This is a genomic window from Methylobacter psychrophilus (assembly GCF_025583945.1).
GTDB classification, from domain to species: Bacteria; Pseudomonadota; Gammaproteobacteria; order Methylococcales; family Methylomonadaceae; genus Methylobacter_C; species Methylobacter_C psychrophilus.
Genome location: NZ_JAOEGU010000063.1, coordinates 1 through 17,872 on the forward strand (window position 1 = coordinate 1; position 17,872 = coordinate 17,872).

The window sequence follows — 17,872 nt, forward strand, 5'->3', positions numbered from 1 at the left end:
GCCCTACAGAAAATAATGTAGCTTAATCAACTTGGGACTCTATACCATCCCTTATAACTGGTTACCAAGCTGAAACTTGGAAACCGGTTCAATATGCCACGAACCACAAAGCTCTGAAAGGGTATAATACATAAGCCCAGTCTAGCCCTATGAGACAGTGAATTGTGTAGATATTTATGCCTATCAAAAAATTGTAGCCATCTTATGAAAATAACTTAATGACTATCGATTACTTAATTATCGGCCAAGGCTTGGCGGGCAGCTTACTGGCATGGGAACTTATACAACGGGGTTGCAAGGTTATTATCGTTGATAATGGCAAGGAAAATGCCTCACAGATCGCCGCCGGCTTAATCAATCCGGTCACCGGCATGCGTTTTGTAAAATCTGTGGGTGTAGACAGCTTGTTGCCGACAGCACAACAATGTTATTCAGAATTAGCCGATTTTTTTCAGCAGTCTTTTTATAGGGAAAAACCCATGCTGCGACTTTTTCGCAGTGCCAAAGAATTAAGCCATTGCCTTAAGCGGCTTCAAAATCCTGATTATCACGACTATTTGGGCGCAATAACGCCGACTGACCAAACCATAAAAAACCTGATAACACCTTTCGGCTTGTTGGAACAAAAACAAACCGGTTATCTATTAACCCGGCCATTATTAGCGAGTTTAAAAGATTTTTTTATAGCAAGGCAATGTTACCGACAGGCAAATATTGATTACCAGAACATTCAACTGCAACCGACTTTACGCTGGCAGGATATTTCTCCCAAACAGATTATTTTCTGTGAAGGCCATCATGCCACCGGTAATCCCTGGTTTTCCTGGCTGCCTTTTCAATTGGTAAAAGGCGAAATTTTAACGCTGGAACATCAAAGCCAATTACCTGATAAAATTCTTAATTTTGGTGACTGGTTAATTCCTTTAAACGATCACCACATCCGTGTTGGTGCAACATTTGATAGGGAAAACTTGAACAACCTGCCTACCGAATGCGGCAAAAATGCTTTATTAACGGCGCTTAATACTATTTCAGCGGATTTAACGCAGGTAAGATTACTTAATCATCAAGCCAATATTCGGCCCTGTACCCTGGACAAACAGCCCTTCATAGGCCATCATCCACAACATCTGAAACTCGCTGTTTTTAACGGTTTTGGCGCTAAAGGCAGCTTGCAAATCCCCGAATTTTGCCGGCATTTCGCTGACAATTTATTAACTAACACGCCCCTACCCTCGAACATTCAACGTTATTATGCAACGCATTTCACTGGTTAACACCGCCCATAATTTTATCAAAGAGATTCTTCATCCTGGCGCTATTGCGATTGATGCAACCGTAGGTAACGGCCATGACACTTTATTTCTGGTCAAGCAAGTCAGCCCATCCGGCAAAGTTTTCGGCTTTGATATACAACAGGCTGCCATCGAATCAACCCGGGCAAAATTCCTGCAAACACAGGGTATGAAATGCTTGACGTTAATACAGGCCAGCCATGCCGACATGAGTGACATAATCCCCGCAAACCATCACGGCAATATCAGCGTAATCATGTTTAACCTGGGCTATCTACCGGGTGGTGATAAAAACATCATCACTTGCACAGATTCAACAATAACGGCTTTACATAGTGCTTGCGAGTTATTATCCAGCCAAGGCATTATCACGATAATGGCTTATCCCGGCCATTCAGGTGGTGATCTGGAAACAGCTCAAGTTAAAAACTGGTGTGAACAACTGGATAAGGAGCATTTTAAAATTGACATCATTTACAGCGTCGATAATAAAGACTCTGCACCCAGGCTTTTTGTCATTCAAAAGATGCACTAAAACCAACTGACCAGAAAACAATCTGCTATCATTCCCTCCCTGTTTTACTCATTGTTAACCATTATATTTAAGGACCAACATGTCAGAATTTAATAACGTATCCGTCATCAAAAAAGCCAACGTCTATTTCGGCGGTAACGTCAGCAGTCGCACGATTAATTTTGCCGATGGTTCTTCAAAAACACTGGGCTTTATGTTGCCGGGCGAATATACGTTCAACACCGCTGATAAAGAATTAATGGAAATCATCGATGGTGACCTTGATGTTTTATTACCTGAAACCGACCAATGGCAAAAAATAACTGGCGGTGAATCATTTGATGTACCGGCCAATTCAGCATTTACAGTAAAAATTAATACGCCTACAGATTATTGCTGTTCTTTTATCAAATAACAGGATGGACAAAGTCGCCATCTTTGTCGATGTGCAAAATATTTATTACACTACCAAGCAAAGCTATCAACGACATTTTAACTACAGCGCATTCTGGACTAAGGCAACTGCCAACAGAACGGTTATCGGCGCGTTTGCTTATGCCATTGATAAAGGTGACAGCAAGCAACTGGGCTTTCAACAAATACTGAGAAACATTGGTTTTGAAGTCAAACTTAAGCCCTATATACAGCGATGTGACGGTTCTGCCAAAGGTGACTGGGATGTCGGTATTACAATTGATGTAATGGAGTATGCCGCCAAAGCGGATATCGTTATTTTGTTATCCGGCGATGGTGACTTTGATCTGCTGCTGAATAAAGTCGGCAGCACTTATTCTGTTACGACCGAAGTATATGGCGTACCTGCACTGACCGCTCCATCGCTAATCAACGCGGCTAGCCGCTTTATCGCAATTGACGATAAATTGCTGCTGTAAGCTGTTAAAAAATTTCACCACGAAGACACGAAGAAAAAAAACCAAATCATAATATAGACTTTCAGATAAATAATTTCGATGCTAACGGATACCATCCCTTCAAGGGATGTTATCCGTACGGGCTCAAAATTTAATGTAATGGAAGTTTAATTTCTGAAAGTCTATAGCTGGACAATGAATAAAGCTTAACTTACGCTGCCCTGTATTAATTTGATAACCAAAGAAAACTTCGTGTTCTTCGTGTCTTCGTGGTGAATAAATTTATTGCTTAGCCGATACTACCTTTGAGAAATAAGAATTTACAGGCTATTTCATGATCAAAATAGCTCCCATAAAAAAACCGGATTTCAGTTGCCTGAAATCCGGTTTTTTTGACTAAAACGTACCAAACAAATTATTTCTTGATGATACTAATGCCTTTTAGTAAATTTAAGGCTTCATGCAAGGAATAGTCTGCTACATCCAGCTTGTCCTTATCTTTATCCAAGCCATCTTTTTTATCAGTAACAGCACCTTTTCCACTCTGTAAATGGCCCGACAAATCAGACTCTTTAACCGGTGAAAAATCAGCTTTACCCAAAGCCTCCAACTTGACACGCGCCAAGGTAACATCAGGCTCAATACCTTCAGCTTGTATGGAGCGACCTGAAGGCGTGTAATAGCGTGCTGTTGTCAACTTCACTGCTGCACCATTACTGGTCGGCAATATCGTTTGTACAGAGCCTTTACCGAATGATTTTTCGCCCATAATAACGGCGCGTTTTTGATCCTGTAAAGCACCTGCGACAATCTCTGATGCCGACGCAGAGCCGCCATTGATCAATACCACGATAGGCGCACCATCAATCAAATCATCAGGTGATGCATTAAAGCGCATCTCTGAATTTTCAATACGTCCTTCCGTATAAACAATGAGACCGCTTTTTAGAAAAGCATCACTCACTTCAACTGCCGCATTTAAAACACCGCCGGGATTATTTCTTAAATCAAGAACCAGACCTTTTAATACGCCGCCGTTTTCTTTTTTCAATGCAGCCAATGCTTCTTTTAAAGAATCGCCTGTACCTGATTGGAAACTGCTAATACGCACATAACCGTAGCCTTTTTCCAGGATTCTGCTCTTAACGCTTTTAACTTTTATAATGTCGCGGGCCAATGTTAATTTCAAAGGCGTTTCTTCGCTTTCACGAACAATGGTCAGGACAATTTTACTACCGGGCTCACCACGCATCAGCTTGACTGCATCTCCCAATGACATACCCTTTACCGGCTTATCATCCAATTTGATAATAAGGTCTCCGGCTTTTATTCCCGCTTTTTGGGCTGGTGTATCATCAATAGGTGAAACTACTTTTATAAAGCCGTTTTCCATAGTCACTTCGATACCCAAACCACCAAATTGTCCGGTAGTACCTTCTTTTAATTCCTGATATTCTTCAGCAACCAAATAAGCAGAATGCGGATCAAGACCGCTCAACATGCCTCGAATAGCATCTTCCAATAATTTTTTATCAGAAACAGGCTCGACATAATCTCTTTTTATCCGCCCAAAAATTTCTGTAAATGTCCGCAAATCCTCATAAGGTAATACTTCGGTATCGGTTGCAACATCGGTATTAGTTCGTTCGGCAAATACACTGCCGCAGATACCCATAAAAACACCCAACATAATCCCTAAGGATAAAATAAAAATAGTTTTCTTTTTTAGCATGTGTGTTAAAACTCCAAATCTTCAATTTTCTACATTTATTATCATCAAACGACTAACTGCTTGAAGACCATTTAGGTGATATCCAAGAATAAATATACCCAAGTGATACAGGATTTTTGTTTATTTACAAGACGGAGAAATAGGCGCGTAGCTGGCTACGTAACTATTTTGACAACGCAGTAAATGAATAAAAAGACCAGCAAGCTGGGGATATTATTCGCAGGAAATCGCCTTATCTTTGGCACCATTCAAGCGGATCAATGGGCACACCTTTATTGCGTATTCCAAAATATAACCCGGACTGACTGCGCCCGCCACTTTGTCCAACAGAAGCGATAATATCTCCAGTCGCTACAAAATCACCCGCTTGCTTATAAAGACTCTGATTAAAGGCATACAGCGTCATATACCCCTGACCGTGATCAATAATAAGCAACAAACCATAACTGCGCATCCACTCCGCATAGACTACTTTACCTGCGGTAACAGCCTTTATTTCCTGACCTTCATTCGCATCAATCAACACGCCATCCCAAGTACCGGTTGTTCGGGCACTCCCAAATTTCTGTGCCAACTTACCATTGACAGGCCAGGACAACTTACCTTTGAGTGATAGAAAATCAACTTTTGGCTGAGCAGACTGTGCCACGGATACAGATACAGGCACTGCCATTACCTGATCGGGATCAACAGCAAGCTCGGCTTCGGTAACGGGTAAAGAAGCCATCAAACTTTTCAGTCTGTTTTCACTTTCCTGCAACTGACTTAATTGTTGTTCATTTGAAGAAAAGTCCGTATCAATTTTCACCAACAAGTCATTTCTTTGCTTTCTGGCCTCATCAAAAACCGCTTGCTCTGTTTTCTTTCGCTCAAGATCTTGTTCCAACAGCTTGGTTTCAGCTTGTTTTTGCTGATCCAACTGGTCCAGACGCTGAACAGCCCTTTCTATATCAGTCAGTTTTTTTATTCGGTCTTTATTGAAATAATTAAAATAAACCATCATCCGGCTGGATAAAGCCGGATCTTGCTGGTTAAGAAGCAACTTCAATTTTTCTTTTTCGCCAATGGCGTAAGCAACTCTTATTTGATCAGCCAATTGCTTGCTTAACTTATCTACTTCAGCCTGATAACCTTGCATATCATCGCGAATCTTGTCCAAGCCCTCACGTTTTTTCTCAATTTGACCTTGCAATATTTTCAATGAAGCGGCTATTTCACCATAGTGCTTTTCAATCTCGGCCAACAGACTCTGCAAAGCATCTTTTTGCTCTGCGAGCTGCTGCAAGGTCTGCGTAACACCAGTAATATCTGACTCAACCTTATTAAGCTCATTGAGCTCAGGGTTAGCCTGCAAATCCTCTGCATAACCCTGATTAAGCCAAGTGCCCAGCAAAAAAACAAAAAACAGCTTTTTTCTCATTCACAAATCAAGCAGCATTAATGAGTGATCGTCCCGTCATTTCAACGGGTTGCTCGACACCTAAAATAGCCAGCATAGTTGGCGCTAAATCCGATAAACCACCACCAGAAGCCAATGATTTATGCCCGCCGACATAAACCAACGGTACCTGGTTTGTCGTATGCGCCGTGTGCGGTTGCCCTGTTACTTTATCAAGCATTTGTTCAATATTACCATGATCAGCCGTTAACAAGAGCTGCCCATTGACAGACTTTAACGCATCAACGACGCGTTGCAAGGCTTTATCCACAGCCTCTACAGCAAGAATCGCCGCAGGGATAATGCCGGTGTGACCAACCATGTCGCAATTAGCATAATTACATATAATAACATCGTATTTACCACCGATTATTGCTTCGACCAAATGGTCAGTAACCTCTCCCGCATTCATTTCCGGTTGTAAGTCATAAGTTCTAACTTTTGGCGATGGCACTAATATCCGGTCTTCTCCAGGAAAAGGCGTATCAACACCGCCATTAAGGAAAAAAGTGACATGCGCATATTTTTCAGTTTCTGCCAGCCGAAGTTGCTTCATACCCAGTACTGACAAGTATTCGCCAAGACAATTTTTAATGTCTACCGAAGGGAACGCTATATCATAACCAAAATCTTGATGGTATTCGGTTAAGGTACAGAAGTAACCTTGGAAAGGTTCGCAGCCTCTATCAAATGAATCAAACGTTATTGAGGTTATTGCCTGAGAAATTTCGCGTGCCCGATCAGCCCGAAAATTCATAAAAACTACCGAGTCTTCAGGATCAAGTACAACTACCTGACCTTCACTATCGACCACAGCGGTTGGTAAAACAAACTCATCCGTTTCGCCTCTTTCGTAAGCCGTTGCCAATCCTTGCAGGGCAGAATCAACACAAAAGCCGGCTTCGCCTTTAGCAATCAAATTGTAAGCGGATTTTACCCGATCCCAACGATTGTCTCTATCCATTGCATAAAAACGCCCCATTATTGAGACTATACGACCAACACCAAGCTCAGCAAATTTTGCTTCCAATAATTGAATGGAAGCGGTTGCACTTTTAGGTGGAACATCCCGACCATCCAAAAATGCATGCAGATAAATTTTAGTTAAGCCTCGTTTTGCTGCAAGCTCGACCATCGCCGAAATTTGCTCTTCGTGACTGTGCACACCACCGGGAGATAACAAGCCCATAATATGTAGTGCTTTACCTTTATCTTTGGCATGATCAACGGCACGACAAAGCACCGGATTGGTAAAAAAACTGCCATCGGTTATCGCGTCATTCACTTTGGAAAAATCCTGAGGCACATAACGTCCTGTCCCTATATGAATATGCCCCACTTCAGAATTACCCATTTGGTCATCAGGCAAGCCAACGGAGTGACCGGAACAATCCAATAAGGTCATGGGATAATCTTTTTGTAACTGATCCCAACAAGGTGTATTGGCCATCGCAATGGCATTACTCTCTTGCTCCAATGAATAACCAAATCCATCAATAATCAGCAAAACTAAAGGCTTAGGTCGGTTCAACATCTTTCATTTATCTCTGTATAATAAAAAAAATCGGGGGCACCTGGTGGATAAAATATAAATCAGAAGCACTATTATATTATCCATTACCCAAAATGGTTCAAAATAAGGTATCATTTTGTCAAATTTGTTGTTTGGGTAAACAGGCAAAGTAATCATTATATTAATACACGTTGGTAGTAGTTGTGTATAAATAATTCTTCGGAAGTTCTTTATTGACGATAAAGACACCGTAAACCAGTAGCATTACGTAGTACTATGGAAACTAAAAACCAACATATTTTATATAATGACACCGACATAGCCAGAGCGGCACGCTGCCTGAAAGCCATGTCACATCCATTGCGATTAAAAATATTGTGCGTTCTTGGCACTAATGCAATTAGTGTACAAGATATTGTCGAGCAAGTAGGCACCAGCCAGAGCAATATTTCCCAGCACTTATCAATTCTTAGGGAAAAAAATATTCTCGGCTCAAAAAAAGAAGCCAATCGTGTTTATTACTTTATTGATGATGAACGTATGCTGCTACTTATTAAAATGATGCGAGATGTTTTTTGTTCCAAAAGCTGATTTATTTTTGACATTTTGACCTTCACTTAACCTAAAACATATCCTATGGACCGTTATCTAGACTTTATTTTAAATCATTACATATTATCGCTGGCACTGGCTGTTGTTACTTATTTATTGATCCAAGAATTATTTGACACCGCCTTTAAGAAATTTAATGCTGTTTCACCTTTGCTGGCTGTCGCTAAAATGAACGATAGCGATACACTGGTTATCGATGTTCGCGAGCCCTCTGAATTTATTCACAATCACATTGAGCAATCCATCAATATGCCTTTAGGTAAATTACCGGAAGAGCTTGCAAAAATAGCCGAACATAAAACCAAACCAGTGCTTATTTCCTGCAAAACCGGTACTCGCTCGGCATCAGCCGCCAAATTATTAACAAAAGCAGGATTCGAGCAAGTTTTCGTTATTACTGGCGGTATGGATGCTTGGGAAAACGACTATAAATTACCCATAAAAATAACCAGTAAACAAAAAACCAAAACCAACCCAAGCGCATGAATTCACTAGCAACTAACGCTAATAAATCTCACGCATACTAAAACCTTAAACAACACATTAATTATGGCCGAAGAGCAAACAGCAATAGAAAAACAATTCTCTATTCAAAAAATTTATACCAAAGACATGTCTTTTGAAACACCCAATTCACCGACCATATTCACTGAAAAATGGGAACCTTCCGTTGATTTTAATCTTGGATCTCACGTTGAGCCCTTGGAAAATTCACTATATGAAATTGCACTGACCGTCACTATCACCGTTAAAAGCAATGACAAAACAGCTTACCTGGTTGAAGTCAATCAAGCGGGAATCTTTGCCTTAAACGGTTTTACCGATCAAGAAATGGGCCCTATGGTAGGCAGTTTTTGTCCAAACATTCTTTTTCCGTACGCCCGCGAAGCTGTATCTGACTTGGTTTCAAAAGGCGGTTTCCCACAACTGCTTTTAGCACCAGTGAATTTTGATGCCTTGTATGCCCAGCATTTACAACAAGCACAGCAACAAATCCCGGGCTCTGAGACTATCAATTAATTGGTGTGATTAACAAAAAAATAGCTATCCTGGGCGCAGGTTCCTGGGGAACGGCTCTTGCGCTTCTGGCAGCCAGAAATGGTTGCCAGACTCTGTTATGGGGACATAATCCTGAGCATATGACGGCACTTGCAAAAGACCGTCAAAATAAACGCTATCTACCTGAGCATTATTTCCCTGCCACTCTTGCCGTTACTTCAGACTTGGCCGAAGTTGCTGCATTTAGCAAGCTGCTACTGGTCTGTGTGCCCAGTCATGCCTTTAAAAAAACCCTGATTGAGCTTAAACCCTACTTATCAAACGAAGTTAAAATAGCGTGGGCAAGCAAAGGATTCAATCCTGATGATGGTTCATTACTCCATGAAATAGTTGCTGATATTTTTGGCCCGCAAACCCCGGCGGCCATTCTTTCAGGGCCTACCTTTGCTCACGAAGTTGCAGAAAACCTCCCCACTGCCATTACTATAGCCTCATCCCAGCCGGGCTTTGCCAAACAACTTTCCACCATTTTGCATGGCGGACAGTTTAGAACCTATACCAGTGCCGATATTGTCGGCGTAGAAGTGGGTGGTGCGGTAAAAAATGTTCTGGCTATTGCTGCCGGTATCGCTGATGGTTTGGGCTTTGGTGCCAACACCAGAGCCGCATTAATTACACGCGGCCTTAATGAAATTATTCGCTTGGGTGTTGAACTGGGAGGAAAACAAGAAACCTTTATGGGTTTGGCAGGCTTGGGAGATCTTATTTTAACCTGTACCGACAACCAATCCAGAAACCGGCGCTTTGGTTTGGCATTGGGACTCGGTAAAGACAGAGTAACAGCCATGCAGGAAATTGGCCAGGAAATCGAAGGTATTTCCGCCGCCAAAGAAACGTTATTATTAGCCAGAAAACACGGCATAGATATGCCCATCACTGAGCAAACCTATAAAGTGCTCTACGAAAACCTCGCACCACTGACTGCCGTACAAAATCTGTTGGCACGTGAACAGAAAGCCGAATCTTAAGGCTCCCTGTTTAATTGACTCAATGCATCACCGGCGTTTGCAATCACAACCCTTTCAAAGTAGCCTTACGCATCCTAAGATAAAAATCTTCCATCACGTCGATAAAAGAGTTTTGTTTTTGCCAAAACGCAGGAAAATCCCCGCCTTTTTTAATTAACATAGCGGGAACAGTTGCCGCTTGGCCGGGTTCCAGACTTTTTGGCAACGGCAGCTGTCCCTGCCAAAAGTCTTTCAAGCGAATTTCCTTAGGCAACTCTGTTAATACCGGTCGAGTATAAAAACTGCTCACCGGTTGCGTGTCAACAGCTGCACTGCTTTTTGCATCACTTAATACTTTACCTAAAGGTGATAGCGCCAATTCCTGTAATAATTTTTCGGGTGCCAGTCCGCGCATTTCAAATAACAGAAACGGATCTTGATCTAATTGACCCGCCAAGCGGTAACAAACACCAGCAATATGTTTACAGGGGACTTCATAATCGGGGCAGTTACAGGACACGTTAAAATCTTTATAATCATTGGGCAGAAAATGCACACCCACATCAGTAAACACCGTTTCAATATTTTCCGGAATTTCATTGAGCAATAATCGGGCAATAAAACTGGCGCGTTGGCTAAGTTTTTGAATTATTTTTTGCCATTGCCCCTCTGATAAATGCGTCATTTGCACACTGACTTTATAAGTTGGCTCTTTATAAACACCAAAATAAGGATTGATGTTCCCGCGCATTTTTGCCTCGACTTTACCTTTCTGCAATACCCATTGCTTGATACGATTGTCGGTAGAATAAGAGCGTCCACGCGCAAGGCGACCACTGTCGGTAAAATCTTCCAGGGCGGCTATAAATTGCTGTCCCCACCAGGTTTTTGCATGAGCACTCATATCAGTCTTCCATAATGCTGTGTTTATTGAGTGTAATCAGTTCTTTAAATGCCTGATTATCAAGCTTGGTTAGCCAGCTTTCATCATTACCAACAATGCTGTCAGCCATTTTTTGCTTATCACTAATCATTTGATCGATACGCTCTTCCAGTGTCCCCAGCGTTACAAATTTATGTACAAAGACATTTTTTTTCTGGCCGATACGAAAGGCCCGGTCAGTCGCCTGATTTTCAACCGCAGGATTCCACCAACGATCAAAATGAAACACATGATTGGCCTGGGTTAAGGTGATACCCACACCACCGGCTTTGAGCGATAAAATAAACACAGCAGGACCGGTATCCGGATCTTGAAAATCACTGATCATCAATTCACGTTTGTTACGTGGCGTGCCACCATGCAAGTAATGGGTTTTATAATGTTTTTCTTTTCTTAGATAACGTTCCAGGTGCTCACCTATTTCAGTAAATTGGGTAAATACCAACACACTATCGCCTTGTGCCATCGCTTCTTCGAGCATTTCGCTGATGCGCTCAAGTTTATGCGAGCGCTCTGGGGTAAAGGCACTGCCATCTTGTAAAAACTGCATCGGATGATTACAAATTTGTTTTAATTTCATCAAAGTCGACAACATTAAGCCCTGCCGTTGAATACCTTCTGCTGCCTCTAACTGGGTAACCACATCTTGCACGACGACTTCATACAGGGATGCCTGTTCTTTGCTAAGATTACAATATATCTTGCTGTCAATTTTGTCGGGTAAATCCTTGATAATCGCTTTGTCCGTTTTCAAACGCCGCAAGATAAACGGCTGGATCAGTCTTTTTAAGATAGTCGACTGGCGCTGGTCATTATCACGCTGTACCGGCAATTCATAGGTTTTACGAAAATGTGCCTGTTTACCTAAATAACCCGGATTAAGAAAATTAAAAATAGACCATAAATCCATTAAGCGGTTTTCTACCGGCGTACCTGTTAAGGCCATACGCGAATCGCCATTAAGCTTTAAAATAGCTTTGGTTTGTGCCGCCTTGGGATTTTTAATATTTTGCGCTTCATCCAGCACTACCCGATGCCAGTGCAAGGCACCCAGTAATTTACTGTCTTTACGGGCAAGCGTGTACGAGGTAATCAGCAAATCATGTTGTAAGCAGCGTTGCTTGAAAGCATTAACCGCTTGTTCACGGTCACTGCCATGATGAATCAACGTGGTCAGCTGCGGGGCAAATTTTTCAATTTCTTTTTGCCAGTTGCCAATAACCGAAGTGGGCGCAATCAGTAGCGTAGGACCTGGTTTTGTTTGCTCGCGCTCCATGACCAACAAACTAATCACTTGCATGGTTTTACCAAGCCCCATATCATCGGCCAGACAACCATTTAAACCCAAGTTTTCCAGATAACGTAACCATGCCACACCACGCTTTTGATAATCGCGTAGCTCTGCATTAAGTCCCGCCGGATTATCGATGAGTTCTAACTGACTGTTATCCGATAACTTGGCCAGCATCTTTGCCAGACTGTCATGTACATCAAGTTCAAAATTGTCAGCATCTTCGGCTAATTTTTTTAATAATTCCTGCACCGACAACTCAGGGACTGACGTATTTTGCTGTTGAATAAAAGCCAGCATGTCTTGCATGTTATCGCGATCCAACTCCATCCATTGACCGCGAAAGTAAATCAACGGCACTTTGGCATCTACCAATTGTTGCCATTCTTCAGGGGTTAGCGTTTCATCACCGATAGCCAACTCGTAGTGATAATCTGTCAGCGTCTCCATCGAGAAATAAGCTTGCGAACTGGCAGGTGCAGACTTGGTTTTACCACCAGAACGCAGACGAACTTTTGCCCGGCGGCGACCTTTAGGGGTTAACCACGCCGGAATAATAACTTTAAAACCAGCATCCTCCAAAATCCAGGCGCTTTCTTTTAAAAACTCAAAAGCTTCATCCATGGTTAATTGCACACTATCCGGCTCAGCGCCTTGCATCCCCTGCCAACATTTGGGATAAATACGTGCCGCTTGTGCCAGGTTAATTAAAATTTGCTGTTCAATTGCCGCCCCAAACTGTTGCTGTAACAACTCATGAAAGTGATCTTTATGTGCCCAAAAATCAGCCAAATCCAGTTTAAGCGAGGGATCGTTGTGAGACGATAGAAAAAACACCAAACGCCACTGGTCAATCGCCTCTGCATTCGCTTCAAGCAACTGAAACCCCATATGCAAAGTGCTCTTTACTTGGGTTCCCAACAGTTTTTGCTGCCATTGCTGCCAGTGTATAAAGTCATCAGGTAGCTGTTGGCAGATGGCAATCGACTCGGCGGAGTGTTTGTGTAACAGAATGGTTTCTAAAAAATCACCCTGAATTTTTTTAGTAAAAATCTGCGGAATTTCCAGTGCAGCAACGGTAATTAGCTCATCAATAACCACTTCGGCAAAATGCCGTAACAACGATTCAGGCTGGTGCTGTTGACTACACGCCAGCGGCATTTGGGTAATGGCTGCTTGTATCAAGCTTTCATAGTTGCTTGATACCAATTGCCAGCGCCGATACAACTCAATTTTTGCACCCGCTTTTTTGCTCAACAACAAAGGAATATACTGATCTTTAGCCAGAATTTGTTTTAACGATTGGCTAAAGTAATACCAAAACAAAAAATCACTACCGATTCGGCTATTACTGGCCTGATAACAACACAAAAAATGAATGTTATTAATCGCTTTCAGCGGGACTGGTAACGGATAAGCGTAGACCTGCCAGCTCTGCAATATCACCGTGTCGTCAATTTCACTATACTGTAGCTCTTGAGACGGCAATGGCTTACCGGCATAGGTAGGTAACAGCAGCGATAATAATGCCCCCTGCCCTGTATCCACCAAACCGAATGCCAAGTCATTTTTTAAAAATTCCAAACAAGGCTTTTGGGGCAAATGTTGAGGGTGCAGCGTTAAATTTTCTGTCTTCCCAATCTCGTCACTTTCTACCCACAAGTAAAAATCACCCACTTGCATAAAATCTTGGGTGTCTTTAGGAATCCAGGCTCCATGTATTACGTTCATAAAAGCGATAGTTTGATAAGGTTAATAAAAGCAAATAATCAATCGAGCTATAAATAACTGATAAATCAACTGCAACCAGATTTATTGACCAATAAAAATTGGTCCATAATACCTGTGCGTTAGTCACTGTGTCTAATCAGGCGCTTATTTTTTTGTCTCGTGTAAAAAGAATGGTTACTTGAGGATAAGGAATGCAAATTTATGAGTAAGGCAGATTCACTACTTTACGGTTCATCCCCACGGGTGCGGGAAACGTCGGTAAAGCCAGTGATGGAGCTACAAAAATTGCTTCACGGGAAACAGGGAAACAATCATTAAATAAAGCGGCCATGATAGCTGAAATGGACTCGCAAGGTATTAGGTAATACTGAAATGGGTGACGGTGCAAAATACATTAAGTAAGACAATATCGACTAGCACAAATAACCTCAACATTTCTTTTTTACCATCATTTGGGTTATTTGATAAGTATAAATTAACCTTATCATCTGCAATTTTTAGCGCCTGACCGGTAATTATGTCGCCAGAATAGCAAAATAATGGTGGTTGTTTTTGAGGTCCCAAGTATCCGTTGACATTTAAACACTAATTAACACACAGCAGACATACATTTCAACGCTTTTCTTTTCAAGCTCATTGCCATTATTCATCTTGTTAAAAGCATTAATGCTCAAATCAGCATTAGTAATGAGATGAGAATAAAACCAGGCATACTGTTAATATTTTTTTTCATATAAAATTCAAATAATTAAGTTAAATAAATGCCTTTATAACTAAAGAAAGCATACCTGCCATAAGAAAGCCAAGCATCCACTTGAGTAGTGCAAACTGGCCATCCTGCTCAACCATTTTTATGCGCATAGACTGAATATCGCTACGAATATCCTTAATATCATTCTTGGTAGCCAATTCAGCCCGTGTTATTTCATCAAGAAAGTCTTTTTGTGCTTCTGCAAAAGCCTCTGCTTGATTGCGTGGCACTCCTGATTGCTCAAGTTTCTGTGCAAATTTTAAGGTATCAAAAGTTATCGTTGTCATTATTTTGCTCATCAAATTAATACATAAAACCAGAGCCAATCTACGCTACAAACCCATTAAAATCTATACATGGATAATAAAATAACTGGCTATGATTTACAACTAATGACCGGATACTGGCTAAAATCGCTGGTAAATGGTTATTTGGGTTCAAAATACGGATCAGATACTAAAAGTATTTTGCAGTTACCGCAATCAGATCTATCGGCTGATGAGTAACTGGAGAAACTAAAAAATGATGTATTAGTATTTCAGATTATGTCGCCAAATAGCGCTAATTTATATAGTATTCAGTCAGTTACTGACCAATTTGATATTATTCTTGAGGTATCAAGCACTACTTTCACAATTAATGGGTAATTATGTTTACTAAAGCAGACGGTTCATCTCCACGGGTGTGGGGAACGCCTGCTCAAGTTCCTGACCAGTGAGCTTTAATGCGGTTCATCCCCACGGGTGTGGGGAACGCTGGTATTGTCCCTTAGATCCGTTATTTATCATCGGTTCATCCCCACGGGTGTGGGGAACGCTGGAAAACTGGTTATTGATACCTTGTTATCGGCGGTTCATCCCCACGGGTGTGGGGAACGCCTTTCGTAATCAATGAAACCCTCAACAGTAAACGGTTCATCCCCACGGGTGTGGGGAACGCTGTCGGCTTCATCTGCCATTAATAGCCCCTCGCGGTTCATCCCCACGGGTGTGGGGAACGCTTTCAACATCGTCTGCATGGTCTTGGTTACTGCGGTTCATCCCCACGGGTGTGGGGAACGCAAATACCCCCATTTCACCCACAGATTTAATACCGGTTCATCCCCACGGGTGTGGGGAACGCTGTAAAACATGCAGTGGTTATGGTGATATAGCCGGTTCATCCCCACGGGTGTGGGGAACGCGGGCGAATATTCACTGGGAAAATACTCGTACATGGTTCATCCCCACGGGTGTGGGGAACGCTTGTTGTGTTTCCTGCGGTTCCGGTATTACCGCGGTTCATCCCCACGGGTGTGGGGAACGCCAATGAAGATGCTGCTCAAGTTCCTTTTGAGCCGGTTCATCCCCACGGGTGTGGGGAACGCATTGCAGCTAATAAAACGCTGGTACTAGAGTTCGGTTCATCCCCACGGGTGTGGGGAACGCCGATTTGCTAAGGATCCGGCGCGACTCTATAACGGTTCATCCCCACGGGTGTGGGGAACGCTTTCTGCTTGCACGACTCACTGCATGTATATGCGGTTCATCCCCACGGGTGTGGGGAACGCGCACAACGACCAGCACAATTCGTATTGCCAAACGGTTCATCCCCACGGGTGTGGGGAACGCGAAAATCCCAAACCGTGAAGCTATTAGACTACACGGTTCATCCCCACGGGTGTGGGGAACGCATGGAAACCTAATTATTATGGCTAATACCACGCGGTTCATCCCCACGGGTGTGGGGAACGCTGCGTTTTAAATCCCTTTTCGATTTGTAATTCCGGTTCATCCCCACGGGTGTGGGGAACGCAACCAACAAGGATTTTCTTATGAAAAATATAACGGTTCATCCCCACGGGTGTGGGGAACGCTACTGCACTGTAAAGCGGGCAGTTAAAAGCGGCGGTTCATCCCCACGGGTGTGGGGAACGCACGCGCTAAAACATCAGACTTAGGAGCAATTACGGTTCATCCCCACGGGTGTGGGGAACGCTCGGAGCCACGAACAATTTATGGATTTGAAGGCGGTTCATCCCCACGGGTGTGGGGAACGCATTAGTTCCGCAGAGTACATGACACCAATCTGCGGTTCATCCCCACGGGTGTGGGGAACGCTGATAAATCAGATTGCAATTTATCCCGCTCCGCGGTTCATCCCCACGGGTGTGGGGAACGCAACTCAGAACTGGCTACAGGAACTACCCCTGTCGGTTCATCCCCACGGGTGTGGGGAACGCTCTCCTTTCCCATTCGATGAAAAATCAACATGCGGTTCATCCCCACGGGTGTGGGGAACGCGGGGAAAGTTTGTAGCTAAATGTAATGAGTCTACGGTTCATCCCCACGGGTGTGGGGAACGCGGGCCAACATCAACCGTCACCGCAAACTTACCCGGTTCATCCCCACGGGTGTGGGGAACGCTTTCTGTGCGGGTTTAGTCGCATGTCGAATACCGGTTCATCCCCACGGGTGTGGGGAACGCGAAGATGCGGCTATTGCTACTAACACGCTGGGCGGTTCATCCCCACGGGTGTGGGGAACGCAAATATCCTGAACTTTGGCCGTGTCGGGATAGCGGTTCATCCCCACGGGTGTGGGGAACGCTATTTGCGCGTTTTTTCCGGTTAAGTTCTGGTCGGTTCATCCCCACGGGTGTGGGGAACGCCGCGTTCTGATTCCGTGCCGCCTTTGGTCATTCGGTTCATCCCCACGGGTGTGGGGAACGCTAACGCATAACCAGCGACCGAATAAGGCACGGCGGTTCATCCCCACGGGTGTGGGGAACGCCCGATCCTGATCTATTTGGTCGGGATTTGCGGCGGTTCATCCCCACGGGTGTGGGGAACGCTGTAGTCATTGCTTCGGATGGTTCAAAACCGGCGGTTCATCCCCACGGGTGTGGGGAACGCCCGTTTACGCCTCAAACATTGCCAAGATGGTGCGGTTCATCCCCACGGGTGTGGGGAACGCTTGCTGCGGATTATTCGGCTGACTACTCATTACGGTTCATCCCCACGGGTGTGGGGAACGCAGATAACAATCGTTTTTATATTTCTTTGCGGCCGGTTCATCCCCACGGGTGTGGGGAACGCTGTAGTCATTGCTTCGGATGGTTCAAAACCGGCGGTTCATCCCCACGGGTGTGGGGAACGCCCGTTTACGCCTCAAACATTGCCAAGATGGTGCGGTT

At 43.4% G+C, this 17,872-nt stretch carries 15 protein-coding genes and 1 CRISPR repeat array; of the genes, 9 read left to right on the forward strand and 6 right to left on the reverse strand.

Features of this window, described 5'->3' with window-relative positions; genetic code table 11:
• The first annotated feature begins 218 nt into the window (after positions 1–218).
• The 4 genes from N7974_RS18140 to N7974_RS18155 all read left to right on the forward strand — a co-directional run bounded on the left by N7974_RS18140 (position 219) and on the right by N7974_RS18155 (position 2,702).
• Positions 219–1,277: an NAD(P)/FAD-dependent oxidoreductase gene (locus tag N7974_RS18140; protein ID WP_262966966.1), complete on the forward strand. Its 1,059-nt coding sequence runs from the start codon at positions 219–221 to the stop codon at positions 1,275–1,277.
• Entirely contained in the window at positions 1,255–1,830 is a 576-nt protein-coding gene (locus N7974_RS18145; RefSeq protein ID WP_262966967.1) for a tRNA (mnm(5)s(2)U34)-methyltransferase, read from the forward strand. Before N7974_RS18140 ends, N7974_RS18145 begins: the two co-directional genes overlap by 23 nt.
• Before the next feature lie 79 nt (positions 1,831–1,909).
• Positions 1,910–2,224: a pyrimidine/purine nucleoside phosphorylase gene (ppnP, locus tag N7974_RS18150; RefSeq protein ID WP_262966968.1), complete on the forward strand. Its 315-nt coding sequence runs from the start codon at positions 1,910–1,912 to the stop codon at positions 2,222–2,224.
• Between the two features lie 4 nt (positions 2,225–2,228).
• Entirely contained in the window at positions 2,229–2,702 is a 474-nt protein-coding gene (locus tag N7974_RS18155; protein WP_262966969.1) for a LabA-like NYN domain-containing protein, read from the forward strand.
• A 394-nt stretch (positions 2,703–3,096) separates the two neighbouring features.
• Here N7974_RS18155 and N7974_RS18160 read toward each other — a convergent pair whose 3' ends face one another.
• From N7974_RS18160 to gpmI, 3 genes are all read right to left on the reverse strand, one after another.
• A complete protein-coding gene (locus N7974_RS18160; protein ID WP_262966970.1) occupies positions 3,097–4,413 on the reverse strand; it encodes a S41 family peptidase in 1,317 nt (438 codons plus the stop codon).
• Positions 4,414–4,645: 232 nt separating this feature from the next.
• A complete protein-coding gene (locus tag N7974_RS18165; protein ID WP_262966971.1) occupies positions 4,646–5,833 on the reverse strand; it encodes a murein hydrolase activator EnvC family protein in 1,188 nt (395 codons plus the stop codon).
• Between the two features lie 7 nt (positions 5,834–5,840).
• The gene (gene gpmI, locus N7974_RS18170) at positions 5,841–7,385 is read right to left on the reverse strand and encodes a 2,3-bisphosphoglycerate-independent phosphoglycerate mutase (protein WP_262966972.1); all 1,545 of its coding nucleotides are present in this window, start codon (positions 7,383–7,385) and stop codon (positions 5,841–5,843) included.
• A gap of 255 nt (positions 7,386–7,640) precedes the next feature.
• Between gpmI and N7974_RS18175 the strand changes: the two genes are divergently transcribed.
• From N7974_RS18175 to N7974_RS18190, 4 genes are all read left to right on the forward strand, one after another.
• The gene (locus N7974_RS18175; protein WP_243217496.1) at positions 7,641–7,955 is read left to right on the forward strand and encodes an ArsR/SmtB family transcription factor; all 315 of its coding nucleotides are present in this window, start codon (positions 7,641–7,643) and stop codon (positions 7,953–7,955) included.
• A gap of 45 nt (positions 7,956–8,000) precedes the next feature.
• Positions 8,001–8,462, forward strand: coding sequence for a rhodanese-like domain-containing protein (locus N7974_RS18180; RefSeq protein WP_262966973.1), 462 nt, complete (start codon positions 8,001–8,003; stop codon positions 8,460–8,462).
• A 63-nt stretch (positions 8,463–8,525) separates the two neighbouring features.
• The gene (secB, locus tag N7974_RS18185) at positions 8,526–8,996 is read left to right on the forward strand and encodes a protein-export chaperone SecB (protein WP_262966974.1); all 471 of its coding nucleotides are present in this window, start codon (positions 8,526–8,528) and stop codon (positions 8,994–8,996) included.
• A gap of 8 nt (positions 8,997–9,004) precedes the next feature.
• On the forward strand, positions 9,005–10,003 hold the full coding sequence (locus N7974_RS18190) for an NAD(P)H-dependent glycerol-3-phosphate dehydrogenase (protein ID WP_262966979.1): 999 nt from the start codon (positions 9,005–9,007) through the stop codon (positions 10,001–10,003).
• A 43-nt stretch (positions 10,004–10,046) separates the two neighbouring features.
• Here the strand turns inward: N7974_RS18190 and N7974_RS18195 are convergent, their stop codons facing one another.
• The 3 genes from N7974_RS18195 to N7974_RS18205 all read right to left on the reverse strand — a co-directional run bounded on the left by N7974_RS18195 (position 10,047) and on the right by N7974_RS18205 (position 14,985).
• On the reverse strand, positions 10,047–10,886 hold the full coding sequence (locus tag N7974_RS18195) for an SWIM zinc finger family protein (protein ID WP_262966975.1): 840 nt from the start codon (positions 10,884–10,886) through the stop codon (positions 10,047–10,049).
• Between the two features lies 1 nt (position 10,887).
• Complete coding sequence (locus N7974_RS18200; RefSeq protein ID WP_262966976.1) at positions 10,888–13,947, reverse strand: DEAD/DEAH box helicase; 3,060 nt, start codon at positions 13,945–13,947, stop codon at positions 10,888–10,890.
• Positions 13,948–14,700: 753 nt separating this feature from the next.
• Positions 14,701–14,985 carry a CCDC90 family protein gene (locus N7974_RS18205; RefSeq protein WP_262966977.1) on the reverse strand — a complete coding sequence of 95 codons (285 nt, stop codon included), beginning with the start codon at positions 14,983–14,985 and terminating at the stop codon, positions 14,701–14,703.
• Between the two features lie 69 nt (positions 14,986–15,054).
• Between N7974_RS18205 and N7974_RS18210 the strand changes: the two genes are divergently transcribed.
• The gene (locus tag N7974_RS18210) at positions 15,055–15,204 is read left to right on the forward strand and encodes a hypothetical protein (RefSeq protein WP_262966978.1); all 150 of its coding nucleotides are present in this window, start codon (positions 15,055–15,057) and stop codon (positions 15,202–15,204) included.
• 160 nt (positions 15,205–15,364) lie between these two features.
• A CRISPR array of direct repeats spans positions 15,365–17,835; the repeat unit is 29 nt; unit sequence CGGTTCATCCCCACGGGTGTGGGGAACGC.
• The last annotated feature ends 37 nt before the right edge of the window (positions 17,836–17,872 follow it).